General features: G+C 32.9%; 21 protein-coding genes. 15 read left to right on the top strand and 6 right to left on the bottom strand.

Annotated features, from left to right (window positions below):
• Positions 1 to 568: 568 nt before the first annotated feature.
• Together F6K40_RS23760 and F6K40_RS23755 are read right to left on the bottom strand one after the other, a co-directional pair.
• Positions 569 to 1,267 (bottom strand): potassium channel family protein, encoded by a 699-nt coding sequence (locus tag F6K40_RS23760; RefSeq protein ID WP_293139569.1) that lies wholly within the window; start codon positions 1,265 to 1,267, stop codon positions 569 to 571.
• An 814-nt stretch (positions 1,268 to 2,081) separates the two neighbouring features.
• Positions 2,082 to 3,413 carry a TrkH family potassium uptake protein gene (locus F6K40_RS23755; RefSeq protein ID WP_293139568.1) on the bottom strand — a complete coding sequence of 444 codons (1,332 nt, stop codon included), beginning with the start codon at positions 3,411 to 3,413 and terminating at the stop codon, positions 2,082 to 2,084.
• Positions 3,414 to 4,003: 590 nt separating this feature from the next.
• Between F6K40_RS23755 and F6K40_RS23750 the strand changes: the two genes are divergently transcribed.
• The 5 genes from F6K40_RS23750 to F6K40_RS23730 all read left to right on the top strand — a co-directional run bounded on the left by F6K40_RS23750 (position 4,004) and on the right by F6K40_RS23730 (position 7,854).
• A complete protein-coding gene (locus F6K40_RS23750) occupies positions 4,004 to 4,870 on the top strand; it encodes a methyltransferase domain-containing protein (protein ID WP_293139567.1) in 867 nt (288 codons plus the stop codon).
• Between the two features lie 171 nt (positions 4,871 to 5,041).
• A complete protein-coding gene (locus F6K40_RS23745; protein ID WP_293139566.1) occupies positions 5,042 to 5,239 on the top strand; it encodes a hypothetical protein in 198 nt (65 codons plus the stop codon).
• A 606-nt stretch (positions 5,240 to 5,845) separates the two neighbouring features.
• Positions 5,846 to 6,319: a Tic20 family protein gene (locus F6K40_RS23740; RefSeq protein WP_293139565.1), complete on the top strand. Its 474-nt coding sequence runs from the start codon at positions 5,846 to 5,848 to the stop codon at positions 6,317 to 6,319.
• Between the two features lie 119 nt (positions 6,320 to 6,438).
• Complete coding sequence (gene rpsF, locus F6K40_RS23735) at positions 6,439 to 6,795, top strand: 30S ribosomal protein S6 (RefSeq protein WP_293139564.1); 357 nt, start codon at positions 6,439 to 6,441, stop codon at positions 6,793 to 6,795.
• A 498-nt stretch (positions 6,796 to 7,293) separates the two neighbouring features.
• Positions 7,294 to 7,854 (top strand): Npun_F5560 family protein, encoded by a 561-nt coding sequence (locus tag F6K40_RS23730; RefSeq protein WP_375340594.1) that lies wholly within the window; start codon positions 7,294 to 7,296, stop codon positions 7,852 to 7,854.
• A gap of 192 nt (positions 7,855 to 8,046) precedes the next feature.
• Here F6K40_RS23730 and F6K40_RS23725 read toward each other — a convergent pair whose 3' ends face one another.
• Positions 8,047 to 8,394 (bottom strand): STAS domain-containing protein, encoded by a 348-nt coding sequence (locus F6K40_RS23725; protein ID WP_293139563.1) that lies wholly within the window; start codon positions 8,392 to 8,394, stop codon positions 8,047 to 8,049.
• 633 nt (positions 8,395 to 9,027) lie between these two features.
• On the opposite strand from F6K40_RS23725, the gene F6K40_RS23720 reads away from it, so the two are divergent.
• Both F6K40_RS23720 and F6K40_RS23715 read left to right on the top strand, forming a co-directional pair.
• Entirely contained in the window at positions 9,028 to 9,672 is a 645-nt protein-coding gene (locus F6K40_RS23720; RefSeq protein ID WP_293139562.1) for a DedA family protein, read from the top strand.
• A 92-nt stretch (positions 9,673 to 9,764) separates the two neighbouring features.
• Positions 9,765 to 9,902, top strand: coding sequence for a photosystem II reaction center protein K (locus F6K40_RS23715; RefSeq protein WP_094677471.1), 138 nt, complete (start codon positions 9,765 to 9,767; stop codon positions 9,900 to 9,902).
• A gap of 758 nt (positions 9,903 to 10,660) precedes the next feature.
• Here the strand turns inward: F6K40_RS23715 and F6K40_RS23710 are convergent.
• From F6K40_RS23710 to F6K40_RS23700, 3 genes are all read right to left on the bottom strand, one after another.
• A complete protein-coding gene (locus F6K40_RS23710; protein ID WP_293139561.1) occupies positions 10,661 to 11,218 on the bottom strand; it encodes a glutathione S-transferase family protein in 558 nt (185 codons plus the stop codon).
• Positions 11,219 to 11,482: 264 nt separating this feature from the next.
• Positions 11,483 to 11,947: a hypothetical protein gene (locus F6K40_RS23705; protein WP_293139560.1), complete on the bottom strand. Its 465-nt coding sequence runs from the start codon at positions 11,945 to 11,947 to the stop codon at positions 11,483 to 11,485.
• A 568-nt stretch (positions 11,948 to 12,515) separates the two neighbouring features.
• Positions 12,516 to 13,196 carry an MBL fold metallo-hydrolase gene (locus tag F6K40_RS23700; RefSeq protein ID WP_293139559.1) on the bottom strand — a complete coding sequence of 227 codons (681 nt, stop codon included), beginning with the start codon at positions 13,194 to 13,196 and terminating at the stop codon, positions 12,516 to 12,518.
• Between the two features lie 49 nt (positions 13,197 to 13,245).
• Here F6K40_RS23700 and F6K40_RS23695 point away from each other — a divergent pair, with 49 nt between their 5' ends.
• From F6K40_RS23695 to F6K40_RS23660, 8 genes are all read left to right on the top strand, one after another.
• A complete protein-coding gene (locus F6K40_RS23695) occupies positions 13,246 to 14,739 on the top strand; it encodes a site-2 protease family protein (protein ID WP_293139558.1) in 1,494 nt (497 codons plus the stop codon).
• Between the two features lie 683 nt (positions 14,740 to 15,422).
• Positions 15,423 to 15,932, top strand: coding sequence for a hypothetical protein (locus tag F6K40_RS23690; protein ID WP_293139557.1), 510 nt, complete (start codon positions 15,423 to 15,425; stop codon positions 15,930 to 15,932).
• A gap of 61 nt (positions 15,933 to 15,993) precedes the next feature.
• A complete protein-coding gene (locus tag F6K40_RS23685) occupies positions 15,994 to 16,551 on the top strand; it encodes an NUDIX hydrolase (protein ID WP_293139556.1) in 558 nt (185 codons plus the stop codon).
• A 96-nt stretch (positions 16,552 to 16,647) separates the two neighbouring features.
• On the top strand, positions 16,648 to 16,788 hold the full coding sequence (locus F6K40_RS23680; RefSeq protein WP_365672561.1) for an NUDIX hydrolase: 141 nt from the start codon (positions 16,648 to 16,650) through the stop codon (positions 16,786 to 16,788).
• A gap of 120 nt (positions 16,789 to 16,908) precedes the next feature.
• Positions 16,909 to 17,049 carry an NUDIX hydrolase gene (locus F6K40_RS23675; protein WP_293139555.1) on the top strand — a complete coding sequence of 47 codons (141 nt, stop codon included), beginning with the start codon at positions 16,909 to 16,911 and terminating at the stop codon, positions 17,047 to 17,049.
• 120 nt (positions 17,050 to 17,169) lie between these two features.
• On the top strand, positions 17,170 to 17,310 hold the full coding sequence (locus F6K40_RS23670; protein ID WP_293139554.1) for an NUDIX hydrolase: 141 nt from the start codon (positions 17,170 to 17,172) through the stop codon (positions 17,308 to 17,310).
• A 120-nt stretch (positions 17,311 to 17,430) separates the two neighbouring features.
• On the top strand, positions 17,431 to 17,571 hold the full coding sequence (locus F6K40_RS23665) for an NUDIX hydrolase (protein WP_293139553.1): 141 nt from the start codon (positions 17,431 to 17,433) through the stop codon (positions 17,569 to 17,571).
• Positions 17,572 to 17,691: 120 nt separating this feature from the next.
• Positions 17,692 to 17,832, top strand: a complete 141-nt coding sequence (locus F6K40_RS23660; protein ID WP_293139553.1) for an NUDIX hydrolase — start codon at positions 17,692 to 17,694, stop codon at positions 17,830 to 17,832.
• Positions 17,833 to 17,866: the final 34 nt, after the last annotated feature.

The following is a 17,866-nucleotide window of genomic DNA, read 5'->3' as shown; positions in this document are numbered from 1 at the left end:
TCATTACTTTTAAAAAAGGAAAAAGCAGTTGAGAGATTTGACAGAATTAAAAGTATGGATAGAAGTCTATCAGCTATCCTTAATAGTCTAGTCTATTAAACTACATTGTTCATTTTTATTGCTGAGAGCTGACCATTTTTAGAATTCAAAATTCACGCATTCAAAGTTCAAAATTTTTGCTTCATTCCTTAATTTCAATAATTGTTTAATTAAGGATTCAAGCCTCGTTCATACAAGCACGAAAAAATCAAAAATATTTTCCTGATTTCAAGGCTCTGACTTTCCTGCGGAATGCTGCGCAAACAGACAGAGGTTATAATGAGCCAATTAATAGTTTTGAATTTTGAATTGATTTGACTCCGAGCTAGCTGAATGCTTACCAAATAATTAATTATTAATTATTCACCTTTATTAGCCTACCCAATAAAGGGGAAAAAATTTATTTCTTTCCTTAAGCGTCAATCCTCTCCCTAAAAGGGAGAGGTAATTATCAATTATCAATTATCAATTATCCATTATCCATTAATGAACTTCCTTATTACTTTGTTTAATTATGATTGTTTGAATCTTAACTTGGCAAGCGATTAATATCTTGATTAGAACCAAGTACAATTATTACTGTTCCTTTTTTTAAGATTGTATTTGGCCGAGGATTAATTGTAAATTTTTCATGTTGAGCGCTGACTGCCAATAAATTTAAACCATATTTATTGCGTATTTCTAAATCAGCAATACTTTTACCATCAAATTTATCCGGTACAATAATTTCTACAATACTATGTTCTGGGTCAATATTAAATTGATCGACTATTCTAGGCTTACTTAATAATCGTGCCACTTCACAACCCATTTCTCTTTCTGGAAATACAACATAATCTGCTCCGACTTTTTCTAACAGTTTTTTATGAGTTTCAGAAGAAGCTTTAGCTACCACAGACTTTATCCCCAATTCTTTAAGATTTAGAGTAGTAGTAATGCTTTCTGCCAAATAATTACCAATTGCGACAATTACCGTATCAAAATCTAGAAGACCACTTTGTTTAATGGCATTAATTTCTGTTGAATCTAGCTTAAAAGCATGAGAAGAAATTTGGTCAGTTAAAGCCAAATTTACCCTTTTTTCTTCCTTATCAATAGCTAGCACTTCATAACCGAAGTTATGCAAAGTTTCACAGACTGCTCTACCAAATCTTCCTAAACCAATAACAGCAAATTGTTTATTGCCCGTGCGTAACTTTTGCCAAAAATTCCAAGATGATAATTTCACTGTAAATTCAGCATTATATTTGATTGAATAACCAAGACAACGCTGCCTCCAAATATCTATTTTCAGATTCTACCAATCAAAGAAAAGTTTTGAACAACTGAATTGAGAAAATAGGGAATAGAGTCATTTCAGTTATCAGTTAGTAGTGACACTTCTAGTAGTGACACAACGCGCGTTGTGTCACTACATTAGTTATTGGTACCTCCAAGTAAACCATTGGAATTGAAATAATGAACCAAATATTTTATTTCATCCCCTTAAAAAGGGGAGATTTTAGAAACTGTTTGAGAAGTATTGCATAGAACCGATGAATCCTAAAAACCTAACCCCCCTGCCCCCCTTTGAAAGGGGGGGTAAGGAGGGTTTCAAAGCCTCTCTCCTCCCAGGAGAGAGGTTTGGAGAGAGGTTTTTTATGAGTTTACAAACAGCTTCTTAGACCTAATTTTTTGGTAAAAGCAACCCTTGAAATTGAGATAGAATTAAAATTTACCACCAAACTATGCTCTCTTAATTTGATATAAAATACCTTAATATTTTCTCCCAAATAAATATTGATATAAATATAGAGGTATGGAGAGATGATTAGATTTGTAAATAATACAATTTTTTGTATTTCATCTTATGAGTAATTATCGATTATTAATTGCTGATAACTGACTGCTAATAACTAAATATTTACCGAAACAATTAAACAATTAAACAATTAAATAATTCAGGTTTAAAGCCTCCCCTTTCAAGGGAAAAAAAATCAATTTTTTGCTTTTAGTCAATTCTATCCCTCAAAGGGAGAGGTAATTATCCATTATTGAAAGGATTACACAAATAAATTTTCCTCTGGATATTCGATCGCGCTAGGTTTTTGTTCTGAAAAAACAGTCGAAATTAACAACAATACACCTACTCTACCTATATACATTGTTGCAATTAAAACTAATTGTCCTGGAATTGTAAAATTAGAAGTAACACCTTTAGATAAACCCACCGTAGCAAAAGCAGATACAACCTCAAAGAAAATCTGAGTTAATTCTAATTGTTGGTCAGTAAATGCAATTACAGTAGTAGCAAAACCAACTAATATAGTTGATGCAAAAACTATACCAATAGCCTTAATAATAACTATCATCGGAATCTTGCGCTGATAACATAACACTTCATTCCTACCTTGTAGAGCTGCTTTTGTACTATTAAATAATATGCTAAAAGTTGTAGTTTTAATCCCTCCTCCAGTGCTACCCGGACTAGCACCAATAAACATTAAAGCGATCGTAAAAAACAAACCCGCATCAGTCAAATTATCAATATCAATAGTGTTAAAACCAGCAGTTCTAGTAGTAACAGATTGAAACCAGGCAGCAATTAATTTTTCCTGTATGTTTAAACTTTCTAGAGTATTAGGATTATTAAATTCAGCAATAAAAAAAGCAATTAAACCAAGTATTAACATCAAAATAGTCGTATTAGTAACCACTTTAAAATGTAGAGAAAAAATGTGACAGGGTTGTTCTCCTTGCAAACGTTTTTTCAGCCATAAAAACATCTCCATAATAACCTGATATCCCAATCCACCAAATATAATCAAACCACTAATCACAAAATTTACTAATGGAGACTTTACAAATTGAACAAGGCTATCCGAATACAAACTAAAACCAGCATTATTAAAAGCATTAACACTATGAAAAATAGAATGCCAAAGACCTTCTTGAAAGCCATAAATTGGCACAAAAACTAACAAAAGTAACAAAATACCAGTCAATTCCAATACAATTGTTGTCGCTAAAATTGACCTAATTAAACCCTCCACACCTGCTAATCCTACCTGTTCTAAAGATTGCTGAAGAGCGACTTTTTCTCTAAGACCAAATTTATGACCCAGCAACAACAAAAGAATAGTTGTAGCAGTCATATAACCAAAAGCTCCAACTTGAACTAATAATAACAGGAATAACTGTCCCCAAAAAGAATAATATTCTCCCACATTTACAACAGATAGTCCAGTCACACAAACAGCAGAAGTAGCTGTAAATAAAGCAGTTACAGGATGACTCCAATTACCACTACTCATTGAGATAGGTAGCATTAGTAATATAGTGCCAATAGCAATAACAACAATAAAACCTTGACAAATCGTTCGAGCTACAGTCATTGCATTTTTTTAGTATATATGTTTAGATTTTTAGTTAATTGTTCAAGGAAAAATAACTTTTAATTTTTTATATTTGTACCAAAGATATGGTCTAAATAATTAATAATTAATAATTAATAATTAATAATTAAATCATTCAGCTTTATTAGCCTCCCCAATAAAGGGGGAAAAGTGGTCGGCAAGCGAAGCAGTCCGTAGGATGGGATGGCGTTTAGCTAGCGCAAAACTTTCCTAAGGTCATGCTCCGCAAACGTTAACGCTACGCGACATGAAAAGCGTTAGCGCAGCTCCTCTGTAAGAGGAAGCGACTCTGCATTCTTCGGCTTTCCTCCCCATATCCAATCTCCCCTCAAGAAAATAAATTTTTTCCTTTTAGTCAATCCTCTCCCTTTTAGGGAGAGGTAATTATTCATTATTCATTATCCATTAATGAACACCTTAATTAATCTATAATTATGACTATAAAATAAGGTATCAAGCCTCTCCTTTCAAGGAGATGAAAAAGAAAATTTCGGTTTTCAAATCTCCTTATTGCCAGAGGTACTGATAACTAATAACTAATAACTGATAACTGATAACTGATAACTGAAATGACCTCAACTCTAACCGAGCAAATTCAACAATTCTATGATGCTTCCTCCAATCTGTGGGAACAGGTATGGGGCGAACATATGCACCATGGCTATTATGGGCCAGATGGTAAAGAGAAAAAAAACAGACGACAAGCTCAAATAGATATGATTGAGGAACTACTTTACTGGGTAGCAACAAAGGAAGCATCAAGTTTGTGGCCTCCTACCTCGATCCTTGATGTAGGTTGTGGCATCGGTGGTAGTACACTGTACTTAGCCGAAAAGTTCAATACTACTGTTACTGGTATCACCCTTTCTCCTGTGCAGGCCAAAAGAGCGAAGGAAAGGGCAGAGTCAGCAAACTTAAGTCAACATACTAATTTTACAGTGGCGGATGCTTTGAATATGCCCTTTGCTGATGAATCTTTTGACTTGTTGTGGTCTCTCGAAAGTGGAGAACATATGCCCAATAAAATGAAATTTTTGCAAGAATGCTATCGAGTGCTGAAGCCTGGTGGTACAATAATTATGGCTACTTGGTGTCATCGTCCATTAGATGGCTCTGATGGCCAACTTACCGATGATGAATGGAGACACTTAGCTGATATTTATCGGGTTTATGCTTTGCCTTATGTTATTTCTTTACCAGAGTATGAAGCGATCGCCCAGAATATAGGTTTTCAAGATATCTGTACTGCTGACTGGTCAACTGCTGTCGCTCCCTTTTGGGATGTGGTCATTGAATCAGCTTTTGACCCTCAAGTTATTATTAATTTACTCTTCAGTGGTTGGACAACTATTCAAGCAGCTCTTTCCCTTCGGTTAATGAGCGATGGATATGAACGAGGGTTAATTAAATTTGGCCTGTTGCGCGGGAATAAATAATTTATTAGCACCAATTTGGTTTTAAGTCAGTAGAAATTAATACAAATTTTTATAAATTTTGACTACATTTTATGTATTAAATGTTAAATTCTGTACCAGTTTACATACAGATGCTATGAATTCTCTTTAAAATATAATCAACCCAAATGGGATATCCCTGGAGGTTTAATTATGTTAGTTATTTTAATGGAAAATCAGCTTGTTACTCCCCAAAGAGTTTGTCAAGGTTGTTTATTAGCTAATCAAAATGGTCAACCCCGTTGGAAAGGTGGTCAATTACGTTGCGGTCATCCAGTTCCTAAATTAGCAGATACTCAACCAGATCAATATGAGTGTGAAATGGGTTTTCTGATTGCCAGCATAGAATAATTAGGGCTTGCGGAAAAAAGCAAAGTGTGGGAAGGGTGGGAAGTGTGGGAAGTGTGGGAAGTGTGGGAAGACAAGGAAAGTAGGAGAAATAATTTTTCCTTGATTTTTCTGCGATAGTTACCCTAAAGTCCTCACTTTATGCAGCTCTTTAAACCAAAAAACTGGTACTTTTTCACGACTTAAAATGGCTAAAACCTTTATAGGTAAATGCTTTGATATTTAATCAGCAGAGCAATAATTACTTTTGATTTGATTAATTAAAATTTTGTGTTAGTGGCAAAATAAAGGTCGAAAATTAAGTAGGAAACCCCTAACTTGAGCAGGAATAGCCAACCCTTAAACAGATTTTAATATGCCATAAAAATTGTATAGTTTTCTGAACCTAGGTTTGACTTGAAGGAGCAAGTTAAACCCTATTATTTGGAGGTAATAATAAAGAGTAAGACTATCATTAAGGTAGCAGCACTATAAAAAATGTTAATCCCCCGAAGAGCTATGGTTTAGTAGGAATATCCGTGCTTAACCCCCAGGGAAGATATCAATGCGCTATCCTGAATTTATATATCTGTACATATCACAAAATTGAAAATTCAGGAGAATTTTTCTATGACCTGGCGTGGTTCCACAACGACTCAAGACCGAATTTTTGCTTGTTTACCTTATCTATTACCACTACTAGATGGGTTAGGGTATGGGAGATACTTATTTGAACAGTTCCCTCCCCTAGGACTAATTTTAATCCCTCTTGCACCTTTGTTACAGATTTACCGAGGTATACCTTTCTTTGGCCTGATTGTATTCTTTGCTCTGTTTTTACTGGTAGTAAGAAATAATGATATATCTCACTTTATTCGTTTCAACACCATGCAAGCCATTCTTTTGGACATTGTTTTAATTTTGTGTGGTCTGATTTTATCAATATTAGGGAAGAGTTTAGGAGGATTTATTATGGAGACTCTTTCCAATATGATATTTTTAGGAATTTTAGGATCTTTTATCTACTCAGTAGTTCAGTCAGCAATGGGCCGTTACGCAGAAATACCAACTATTTCTGATGCCGTTTATATGCAAGTCCGCTAGAGATTTTTAATATTTGCAGTAGAATTTTTGGCAAAAATTTTGTAAGATTAAATATCCTTGCTTCTTTTAATTCTTAAAGTTTTAGCAGAAGCCATGTAGTCCAAAAGGAGATTATTTCTATGAAGCCGTTCATTTACGAAACAATGTATATCCTGCGTCCGGATCTGACTGAAGAACAAGTAGAGCAGGAAATTACAAAATATAAAGATATTTTGCAGGAACAGGGAGCTTACGATCTGCAAATTCAACATCGTGGTAAACGTCGTTTAGCTTATGAGATAAACGATCGCCGCGAAGGTACATATATTCAGATGAATTATCAAGGTCCCCCTGCTCAAATAGCAGTTTTAGAGAGGGCAATGCGTTTGAGTGAAGAAGTTATTCGCTACTTAACCATTAAACAGGAAGTACCTAAAACTACTAACACAGATACTCAAAGTCAGCCAGAACCAGTAGTAGCATCAGTACAACAGTAGCTAGTGTTCATTAATGGATAATGGATAATGGATAATGGATAATGGATAATGGATAATTACCTCTTCCTTTTAGGTCGATTGCATCTGGCGTTTGCGTAGGGTCCCGGAGGTAATGGAAACCTCGCCATCCCTGGACTGCTTTTTCTCCTTGAAAGGGAAGGGTTTAAACCTGAATTATCTAATTATTTAATTATTAATTATTTCGGTAAATTGTAATTTTTTCTACAAGAGTATAATTAAGTTCCAACTTCCATTCAGCATTATCAAACTAGACTATGTAGTAGTAATATATTACTCAACCTAGCATAGTTTGGACTCCAAGATTTAATAGTTTTTGATTAACTCAAAAATCAAAACTATAACATTAGGGATTAGGGGAGAATTCTCCCCACTTAACTTCTCGTAATTTATAATTCTATTAGTTATAGATATTTATAGAGGCTTAACTAATTCTAAATTGTATAAATGAACTACTGAATAATTAAGAACAAAACTCAAGTGAACCAGATGCAAAAGTTAAATTCACAACAACTTCAAGGCGAAGTGTCTCGTCTTAACGAAGAGTTACAAATGCGAGACCAATTAATTCAACAATTATCTCAAGAACTTTTTCGTTTAGTTAAAGGAAATACAAGTATCGTACCAACATCTACTGTTCCTGAAGCTTACCAGTCTCAAATGCAAAGCTTAAAAGAACAGCTAAACGAAGTTGAACAACAAGTAACTTTTTATCAAGAACAAATTTCTGAACGAGATGCAGAAATATATAATTTGCGTCATTCTGTACAAGAATTAACAGACCGCTCCCAAATGTTAGAACAAGTAGTACAAGAACTACCAGAAGTATATCGTCAGAAATTTTCTGAGCGACTTGCAGAAGTGCTGGAAAAAGTTGAAAAGTTGCAGAAGGAAAACCGTCAACTTCATGCAGAACTACAAAGTGTTAGCTATCGTCTAGCAGTTAGAAACCGTCGAGCTAATGGTCTTGACTTACCTGCTTTTGGTTCTAGTCAATCTTCTGGTTCTTCTGTAGAAATGCCTACATTTGGTAATGCTTGATCTTAGCAAAGATGCCCTAAGATTAATGCCAATTTTTCTCTAACCAAAAGTTTATACTTCTGCATTAAAAATAATATTTTGATAATTTTGAGTTTTTCGGAAATACTTAATTAATTAGGAATTTTAAAATCAGCTCAATTGCCATTAAGATTAGCATCTGAGCTGATCATGTAAATTAAGTAATTAACTTAACTAAGCTGTTGCCAATTTTAAATTAAAGTCCGAAAAAATTGCATCAAGATTATTGAAAATTTGAAAAACTCTATCTAATTGAGTAATCTCAAAAGCTAGTTTAACTGTCGGTTTCAAGTTACAAATTACTAAACGATAGCCATGTTCGCGAGCTGTTTTTAAACCTACAACTAATGCGCTCAAACCAGAACTATCGATAAAATCTACATTTGTCATATCAATAATCCAAAGATTGCATTTTTTTCCTAACATAGATATAAATTGCTGCTCTAGAGCATTTGCCCCAACACAATCTAAGCGTTGTTGCGGAGTTAAAATAATATGTTTTTTGATGTCAACAGTTTTCATACGTATCACCTTAATTAAAAAGAAGAAGTTTAGTTTTTTTTAGTTTACTCTAAAAAAAAAGGGGTGAAATGGAGGATAACTTCTAAAGTATTGATTGGCAATACTTTGAGGCTTTTTTTTATTTAATTGATAAGTTATTTGCTCCATGCTCCACTAACCTAATTATCAACAATCCATAAAGTTATATTCTCTTCCCGAAATTTAGCTGTTGAAACTCTCCCCTTAAATCTGGTAATTATAATAGGAGATTATTTTTATTTGTAATTTCGAGCAAATTTTGCATAATATTTCCCTGACTCATAACAGATATAAGGGAATATTTAATCGATAGACTCTTCTATTATAACTATCTAAATATTGCTTCTTAATTCTGTATCCTTTACCAGGAAATAAAGTTAATATTTTCGACATATTGTTTCCTAAGTTACCAAGTTTATAGGAAAGTTCAATACTCCAATATCTAGGCTATTTCAAAGTCTTAGTGATTTTCTATATAGCTTTAGTTATTTTAATATCTTATCTATCATCAAGATGATTTAAGTAACAAATTTGTTCCTGCTATTCTAACCCACATGAACGTAAAATATAAAAAAATGATAAATTTGATTAAGTCAACTTGAAGAGTAGGGTTCAATGTCATTAGAATTTGTATCACTAGAAACAATTCAGTTCATAGCCAATCAGTATGGATACCTAGCTGTTTTCTTCGGAATAGCCTTAGAAAATGCAGGAATCCCTATTCCTGGAGAAACTGTTACCCTTGTCGGTGGATTTCTTGCTGGTAGTGGAGAGTTAACTTATTGGTATGTGTTGGGTTGTGCAATTATGGGAGCTGTATTCGGGGATAGTTGTGGGTATTTGATTGGTAAGTATAGTGGTTGGCCATTCATGTTGAAGTTGGGTAGAATATTTCGCATTGAAGAAACAAAACTGATGGATGTGAAAAATCAGTTTAGTAAAAATGCAGCTAAGGCAGTATTTTTTGGTAGGTTTATTACTTTATTACGAATTTTTGCTGGACCTTTAGCGGGAATTGCTCAAATGTCTTACTGGAAATTCTTATTATGTAATTTTGCTGGAGCAACTATTTGGGCATTAACAATGGTAAGTTTATCTTTTTTTGTTGGACAAGTTGTACCTCTAGAAAAATTAGTAAGTTGGGTGGCAAAATTTGGTATAGTTGCTTTAATTTTGGTAGTTGCTTGGATTTTGATTCCTATTTGGTTAGAGTCTCTAAAGCAAAAAAAGCACGCACAGGTTTTTAACACGGACGATTAAAAGGTTTGCAGATATAAATTTTAATGTTAATGACTCAGATTAAGATATACTAATGTCATAAAAATTTTGTGTAAAAAAGGTAGGTTGATTTTATGGAATTAGCAATGCTATTGGCAAAGTTGCCAGAAGCTTACTCAGTTTTCGATCCGTTAGTTGATGTTTTACCAGTAATTCCTGTATTTTTCTTGTTGCTAGCTTTTGTATGGCAAGCAGCAGTAGGTTTCAGATAAAAATAAAATCTCCAAAAAGCTATTTGCTTCCATTTTAATTATTAGCAATATGGTGAACATAATAATTTGGAAGCTTATAGCTACTAAGTTTTTTTGATCTAGAGAGAAATAAATTCTCTAGATTTTTGATTTTACTTTATTTTTGTTTTATTTCTAATGCTTCCCTGAATACTTTACACTCAGCATTCAGGAATAAAAATCAATGACAAATTTGGCAATTCAGTTCAAACAATTCTTTCTTTTGAAATTTAAAGATAGCCAAATAATTGCTATACTAAATCCTCAATGATTGGCGAACAAAAGAACTGTAGGGGTTTGGTTTCCAAATCCCATTTTTGCTTTGGTTTGGAGACCAAACCCCTACAATACAATATTACAACCTATTTAGGGCTTGGTGATTAAATCGAAAAGGATTGACAGATAAATGTTTTAGCCTTTTTAGATTGGAAAAAATTGTAACTTTTTCAGCTTGAGCGACCAAAAATTTAGAATTTTAGGCTAACTATGGCAGAAAAATCAAGGGATAATTCTTCTGACTACTTCCTCTAAATTCCCTGTTCTTCCTGAATTATGAATTCAGAATTCTGACTCCTACTCGAACCCAAGCATACTTTTTCAGCAAACCCTATTTGAGGATTACTATATAATTAGCAAATATCCTTTTCTCCATATTTTTGATTTTCGCTCAGTATCTCAATACTCCCTTAACTTAAAGCTTATAAATAATAACTGAAAACTGACTGCTGAATGCTTACAGACTAAGAACGATTACCAATTGTCTTTTGAAAAGCAGGTCTTTCAGAAATCCGTTTAATATATTCCAAAACACTAGGATAAGAACTCAAATCCAATTTTAACATCATAGGAATGTAAGCTAAAATTGAACCTACTGCTATATCTGCTACGTTGAATTCTTCACCCATTAAATAAGTTTGATTCTCAAAAATTTTATTTAATGGAGTTAATAAACGGGGAGTTTCTTTTTCACGACTTGCTTCTACAAAAATTCCTGGTCCGAGAGTAGCATTAGTAAATAATACCCACTGAAAAATTTCGGCTTTCTTTTCTAAAGAATCAGGCATTTTGCCATATTTATCGGCAATATATAATAAAATTGCACCTGATTCCCAAAGCTTAAATTCTCCATCAAAAATGGCAGGTACTTTTCCCATCGGATTAATTTCTAAAAAATCTGGTTTTAGATGTTCTCCTGACTGCATATCAAGAATGATAAATTCATAAGGAACTTCTATTTCTTCGAGATACCAATGAACAATCGATGCTCGACTACGAGCACCGCCATAAAGTTTGAGCATAATTAAATACCATTACTTAGATAACTATAATTTTTGTTAGTTTAAGATATAGAATTAACACTAACATTGAAAGTAAGTATTCAGCTATTAACTGTCAGGCTATCAATAATCATATCCCTACCTTGAGGAGAGGGTTTAAATAAATATGTATTTTAAAGCTGACTTTTTTAGTAAGATTTAGTTCTAACTTAATCAATAAAGTCTTGATCTAAAACTCAAAGCAATAGCTGATAGCTGATAGCTGATAGCTGAATGCTTTTACGATTAAAGAACTTTGTGAGTATATTCGTGTTGCTTTACGTTGTCTTCTGAACTGACAATATTTTTCGCATTTAATATTCGCTTACGTTCTAAAGAATAGTTCAATTTATCACAACGACTTCCTAGAGGAACCAAAGATTTAACTTCCGGATGAATTTTATATGTGCGAGTAGCAGCGATCGCTCTCTCAGCAAAATTATCAGAAAATTGAGCTTCTGGAGGAAAATCTTTAGGTATTAGGGGTCTCTCTCCAGATAATACTTGGCCTAAAGTTGTTCCATAAGCTATTTCATAAGAAGTTGGTATTCCTTTAACAATAGCTTCAAGAGCTGCTGAAGGTATTGGTTCAACAACCTTTACTTGAGAGACTTCGCCATCTTCTTTGATAAAGCAGGTTGCTAAACCAATAATCAAATAATCATCAGTGGACAAATCTGGAGCATTGGGATAAGCAGTGACAGTTGCCATAGAGTCTTGTAATTTTTAGTTCTTAGATAGTTGTTGACATCCTCTTATTTTACCAACCGAGGGAACTAAGTCTTCAAAAAATTTCATCCTCAAATTGAAACTATACACAAATTATGTCAAAATGAATATCATTAAGTTAATCTGCCCATTATTTTGACAAAAAATATCTGGCGTTGCTGAATGATTGTATGATTTTTAGTAGGGGCGAACGGCCGTTCGCCCCTACAGTAGTCAAATCAATTCAAAATTAAAAATTATGAATTCAAAATTCTAACCTCTGCCTAAAGTATTGGGATTGAAATAAGGAAAATATTTTTGATTTTTTCGTTCTAAAGAACGAAGCTTGAACCCTTAATTAAACAATTATTGAAATTCACTTAGAATCAAAATTTTTGAACTTTGAATTTTGAATTTTGAATTCAAAAAATGGTCAGTAGTTAAAACTGTTTTTTTGGTTATTATAAATCTTACTCTGATACAAAGAAGATACCTTATTTCACCAACGCCAAAAAATAAAACAAATTATCCCACTCTAATCGATCAATTCTTTCCCACTACTCCCTACTCCCTACTCGCTACCCCCTCTTTTCTGTTGAGAATAAGTATCTAAATCTAAAGATGCTAACTTATCATAAGCTGACTCAATTACTCGCTTACCTTTCAAAGCACCAGTATTAGCACCAGGACAAATATACTGTAAAGTTTCCGAAGAAAATTGCTCTATCAAAAATTTAACACTTTGAACCTGTCTAGGCCAATGAAAAGTCTTAGCAATACGCAACGGAACAGGTTCCCCCTGACTATTAGGTAATAAATGACGACCTGTAAATAATACCCCACCATTTCCCGAATAATACAGACAAGACGAACCGGGAGAATAACCAGGAGTCCATAAAACTTGAGTATGTGGACTCAAATTAAACTCATGCTCAAAAGTCCTTACTTTTAACCCAGGCAATAAATAAGCTTCTTGTTCTTGAATCAGAATCTCACATTTGAAAGCTGCTTGAATTTCCTTCGCCTTGCCAATAGCAGTACGATGGGTAATATACAGCCACTTTACTCCTCCGTGTTCCATCAGAAACTTTTGATTTGTTTCATTATTAGGAGGACAATCAATCAGAATGTTCGTTTGATTCTCTACAATAAAATAAGCAGTTCCTCCTAAAGTATCCCGATTTGACGAAAAAGCAAAAATATTTTCTAGGACAAATTGGGTAAGTTTGGAGACAAAAGGCTGTTGTGTCAAGGCAGTATTCTTACTTAACTTAGAAATAGACAGAATTCAGTAAACTATTATGGTCTTTTTATTAATTCTATTAGGAGTTATTACATACATTATTTTGCAGAACAGTGTCAGCAAAATTACTCGCACTCCTATCTGGATATTATGGGTGGTAATGATGACACCAGCTTTAGTATGGACAACTTGGATGTTAATCTACGATCAAAAGCAACTACCACCAGCATTAATTATCATTCCCTTTGTTTTTTGTCCTTACCTATACTGGTTGCTGGTACAACAGGGACGTTATACTCCTAGTCAATCGGATAAATCAAAAATAGAAAATAGTAACTCCCAGACTAAACCAGAAATAGACCCTACTCAAACTATCAAACCAATTCCACCAAAACTAGCAATAGACAAAACTGAAGAAATCAGCTTGCGAAATTGTTTTCCTTGGACAGTTTACTATCTACGGAATTTAGAGTATAGACCCCAAGCAGTTATTTGTCGAGGTCAGTTACGCTCCAACCCAGAAGAAGCTTATCAAACAGTACGAGAAAATGTAGAAGGAAAATTTGGCGATCGCTTCCTAGTCATATTTCAAAATAGTTTTCAAGGTAAACCTTTTTTTGCTCTAGTTCCTAATCCACATTGTAGTAAGAATAAAACTCCAGAGTCTCAAGAATATAAAAGACCTATAATGTTGGCTTTAGGATTATTACTAATCACTTTATTCACTACTACATTAGTAGGGGCAAGAGAAATAGTTGGTATTTCTGAAAATGCAATACAATATGACCCTAATTTATTAATTCAGGGTTTACCTTATGCCATAGCTCTGATTTTAATTCTAGGATGCCATGAATTTGGTCATTATATAACAGCTCAATTATACAAAATTCGTACAACTTTACCATATTTTATTCCAGTACCGTTTTTCTTAGGAACTTTTGGGGCATTTATTCGGATGCAAAGTCCTATACCTAATCGTAAATCTTTATTTGATGTTAGTATAGCAGGTCCTATTGCCGGATTAGTAGTTACAATACCCCTATTAATTTGGGGTTTATCTCACTCTAGTGTTGTACCTCTTTCCGAAGATTCAGGAATATTATCTATAGATTCATTAAATCCGACTTTTTCTTTTTTATTAGCTGTATTAAGTAAATTAGCATTAGGTGCGGAGTTAACTAATAACAAAGGTATAGATTTACATCCAGTAGCAGTAGCTGGTTACATAGGTTTAGTAGTAACTGCATATAATTTAATGCCTATTGGACAACTTGATGGTGGTCATATAGTACACGCTATGTTTGGGCAACGTACTGGTATGGTTATTGGTCAAATTTCCCGGTTTTTGTTATTAGTATTAGCTTTCATAAATAAGGAATTGTTATTTTTAGCAATCTTTTTATTTTTACTACCTCTTGCTGATGAACCGGCTCTTAATGATGTTAGTGAACTAGATAATAAACGTGACTTTTTAGGATTGTTAATGTTAGGTTTATTGGTAATTATTTTATTGCCTGCACCAAAGATGATAATACAGTGGTTAAATTTTTAATTGATAGGTAAGCATTCAGCTATCAGCTATCAGCAATCAGCTATTAGATATTTACTTTAGTTGTAGATAAAAGCTTTATTAATTTAGTCAAAATTAAATTTTACTATAAAAGCCGACTTTAAAGTCTATATTCATTTAAACCTCTTCCTTAAGGTTAGAATATTATTTTACTCAAGCTGACAGGTAATAAGTGAATGCTTACATTGATAGTAGGAACTAAATATATAGCAATTTTATTTTAATTGTGTCAAAAAATAACAACTTTTATTTAGGCAAAAGGCAAAAGTTCATTAATGGATAATGGATAATTACCTCTGGTTAAAACTGAAACATAATAGAATATAAGGAAATATTCTAGCACTTTTTTGCCCTTTCTTGGGGGAGGCTAATCAAGCTGAATTGTTTAATTAATAATTATTAATTATTCGGTCAAAAGGTTTCCCGTAATTTTTAATTTCATAAAATAACCAACACTTGTTTGACATCTTATTTTAAAATTCTATACTTAGTTTCTACGACTTATTTCAATTTCCAGCTTTTATAGCTAAGAAAGAATTGGTTAGGACATGAACTAATGATGAATCTTAGACTAGGAAATACTTTTCCAACTGTTCTCTGTTCCCTGTTCCCTGTTCCCTGCTATATTGATTGATTGATTAATGTGTTATTTTGTTTTCAAACAAATGATTAACAAGGTAAATTATCTCATCTTGACTATAGTTTTGATTTTATTATCAGTTGCAATACCTAACTTGAATCTACCTCCAGCTAATGCAGGAAATATTCTCTCAGGATTTGGATTTTCTGCACAAAATAATTTGCAAATAACCGTAGGGGAAAGTCAGAAATCAGCCGATAAATTAGCTTTAGATTTACAGAAAAGTCTCAACAGTACAAGGAATGAAGTTGGGAAATTAGCTATATTAATTATTCATCCCCACGGAGAATATGACAGAACAGAACCAATTTCGTTAGCAGAGAGAGAAGGTGGGGGGTCAGTATTAGAAATGAAGATACATTGGCATAGAAAACTGCCCTTTATTACACGCAATCATTTAACTATTATTGACTGGGAAATTTTAAACAATCGACATTTCGGAGCTGCTGTTGTTTTAGATGATGCTATATTTTCTCCGATTCATCCTGAAGAGTTAAATAATTTATTTAAAGAGTTACTGCCAGATAATCTCTAAAAGTCCGATGTAATAATAATTTTGATTTTATTTAGGTATTTACTGATAACTGATAACTGAAATGACTGATTTGAAAAAATGGAAACTTTTACAATCTAGGTTAGTAATTAATAATAAATGGTGTCAGGTAAGACAGGATGAAGTGGAGTTACCTAATGGTAGAATTATAGATGATTTTTTTATTAATGTTAGACCGGATATTGCTCTTATTTTTCCTGTAACTGTTGAACAAGAAATTGTATTTGTCCGTCAATATAGACATGGAGTTGGTGAAGTTTTATTGGAGCTACCCGCAGGATCTTTTAATCCTCAAGCAGAAATTCCTGAAGTAGCTGCTAGTAGAGAACTTACTGAAGAAACTGGATATGTTGCTGAGAAATTAATTAGATTGGCAACTTTATATGATAATCCTGTTAAAGATACTAATTCTCTTCATTTATTTCTTGCTGAAAATGTCATTAATTCTCAACAACAAGAGCTTGATATTACAGAAGAAATTGAGGTAGTTTTAGTACCTGTTTATGAGGTAATTCAGAGAGTATTGATGGGAGAAATAAGTGTTTGTGGAACTGTCACAGCGATCTTTTTAGGATTACAATATTTGCACAAGTCTAATTGAATTCAGAATTTAGAATTCAGAATTTAGAATTAATTAGGGCTTGATGATAATCCTGTTAAAGATACAAATTCTCTTCATTTATTTCTTGCTGAAAATGTGATTAAGTCTCAAAAACAAGAGCTGGATATTACGGAAGAAATTGAGGTAGTTTTAATACCTGTTTATGAGGTAATTCAAAGAGTTTTGATGGGAGAAATAAGTGTTTGTGGAACTGTCACAGCTATATTTTTAGGATGAGAATATTTGTACAAATCTAATTGAATTCTGAATTGATAATTCAGAATTCAGAATTAATTATGGCTTAATGATAATTCTGTTAAAGATACAAATTATCTTCATTTATTTCTTGCTGAAAATGTGATTAAGTCTCAACAACAAGAGCTGGATATTACAGAAGAAATTGAGGTAGTTTTAGTACCTGTTTATGAGGTAATTCAGAGAGTATTGATGGGAGAAATAAGTGTTTGTGGAACTGTCACAGCTATATTTTTAGGATGAGAATATTTGTACAAGTCTAATTGAATTGAGAATTATAAATTCAGAATTGAGAATTAATTAGGGCTTGATCATAATTCTGTTAAAGATACAAATTATCTTCATTTATTTCTTGCTGAAAATGTGATTAAGTCTCCAGAACAAGAGCTGGATATTACGGAAGAAATTGAGGTAGTTTTAGTACCTGTTTATGAGATTATTCAGAGAGTTTTGATGGGAAAAATAAGTCTTTGTGGAACTGTCACAGCTATATTTTTAGGATGAGAATATTTGCAGAAGTCTAATTGAATTGAGAATTATAAATTCAGAATTGAGAATTAATTAGGACTTGATCATAATCCTGTTAAAAATACAGATTATATTCATTTATTTCTTGCTGAAAATGTGATTAAGTCTCAACAACAAGAGCTGGATGTTACAGAAGAAATTGAGGTAGTTTTAATACCTGTTTATGAGGTTATTCAGAGAGTTTTGATGGGAGAAATAAGTGTTTGTGGAACTGTCACAGCTATATTTTTAGGATGAGAATATTTGCACAAGTCTAATTGAATTAAAAATTATAAATTCAGAATTGAGAATTAATTAGGACTTGATCATAATCCTGTTAAAAATACAGATTATATTCATTTATTTCTTGCTGAAAATGTGATTAAGTCTCAACAACAAGAGCTGGATGTTACAGAAGAAATTGAGGTAGTTTTAATACCTGTTTATGAGGTTATTCAGAGAGTTTTGATGGGAGAAATAAGTGTTTGTGGAACTGTCACAGCTATATTTTTAGGATGAGAATATTTGCACAAGTCTAATTGAATTAAAAATT

Source organism: Okeania sp. SIO3I5 (assembly GCF_010672085.1).
Classification (GTDB): Bacteria; Cyanobacteriota; Cyanobacteriia; order Cyanobacteriales; family Microcoleaceae; genus Trichodesmium.
This window is presented reverse-complemented; position numbering and strand designations above follow the sequence as displayed.

Coding starts and splice junctions, on each gene's coding strand:
- F6K40_RS23720 (WP_293139562.1), top strand. CDS start 9,028: ATGTCATTAGAATTTGTATCACTAGAAACAATTCAGTTCATAGCCAAT.
- rpsF (WP_293139564.1), top strand. CDS start 6,439: ATGAAGCCGTTCATTTACGAAACAATGTATATCCTGCGTCCGGATCTG.
- F6K40_RS23740 (WP_293139565.1), top strand. CDS start 5,846: ATGACCTGGCGTGGTTCCACAACGACTCAAGACCGAATTTTTGCTTGT.
- F6K40_RS23715 (WP_094677471.1), top strand. CDS start 9,765: ATGGAATTAGCAATGCTATTGGCAAAGTTGCCAGAAGCTTACTCAGTT.
- F6K40_RS23690 (WP_293139557.1), top strand. CDS start 15,423: ATGATTAACAAGGTAAATTATCTCATCTTGACTATAGTTTTGATTTTA.
- F6K40_RS23685 (WP_293139556.1), top strand. CDS start 15,994: ATGACTGATTTGAAAAAATGGAAACTTTTACAATCTAGGTTAGTAATT.
- F6K40_RS23725 (WP_293139563.1), bottom strand. CDS start 8,394: ATGAAAACTGTTGACATCAAAAAACATATTATTTTAACTCCGCAACAA.
- F6K40_RS23745 (WP_293139566.1), top strand. CDS start 5,042: ATGTTAGTTATTTTAATGGAAAATCAGCTTGTTACTCCCCAAAGAGTT.
- F6K40_RS23710 (WP_293139561.1), bottom strand. CDS start 11,218: ATGCTCAAACTTTATGGCGGTGCTCGTAGTCGAGCATCGATTGTTCAT.
- F6K40_RS23705 (WP_293139560.1), bottom strand. CDS start 11,947: ATGGCAACTGTCACTGCTTATCCCAATGCTCCAGATTTGTCCACTGAT.
- F6K40_RS23695 (WP_293139558.1), top strand. CDS start 13,246: ATGGTCTTTTTATTAATTCTATTAGGAGTTATTACATACATTATTTTG.
- F6K40_RS23750 (WP_293139567.1), top strand. CDS start 4,004: ATGACCTCAACTCTAACCGAGCAAATTCAACAATTCTATGATGCTTCC.
- F6K40_RS23755 (WP_293139568.1), bottom strand. CDS start 3,413: ATGACTGTAGCTCGAACGATTTGTCAAGGTTTTATTGTTGTTATTGCT.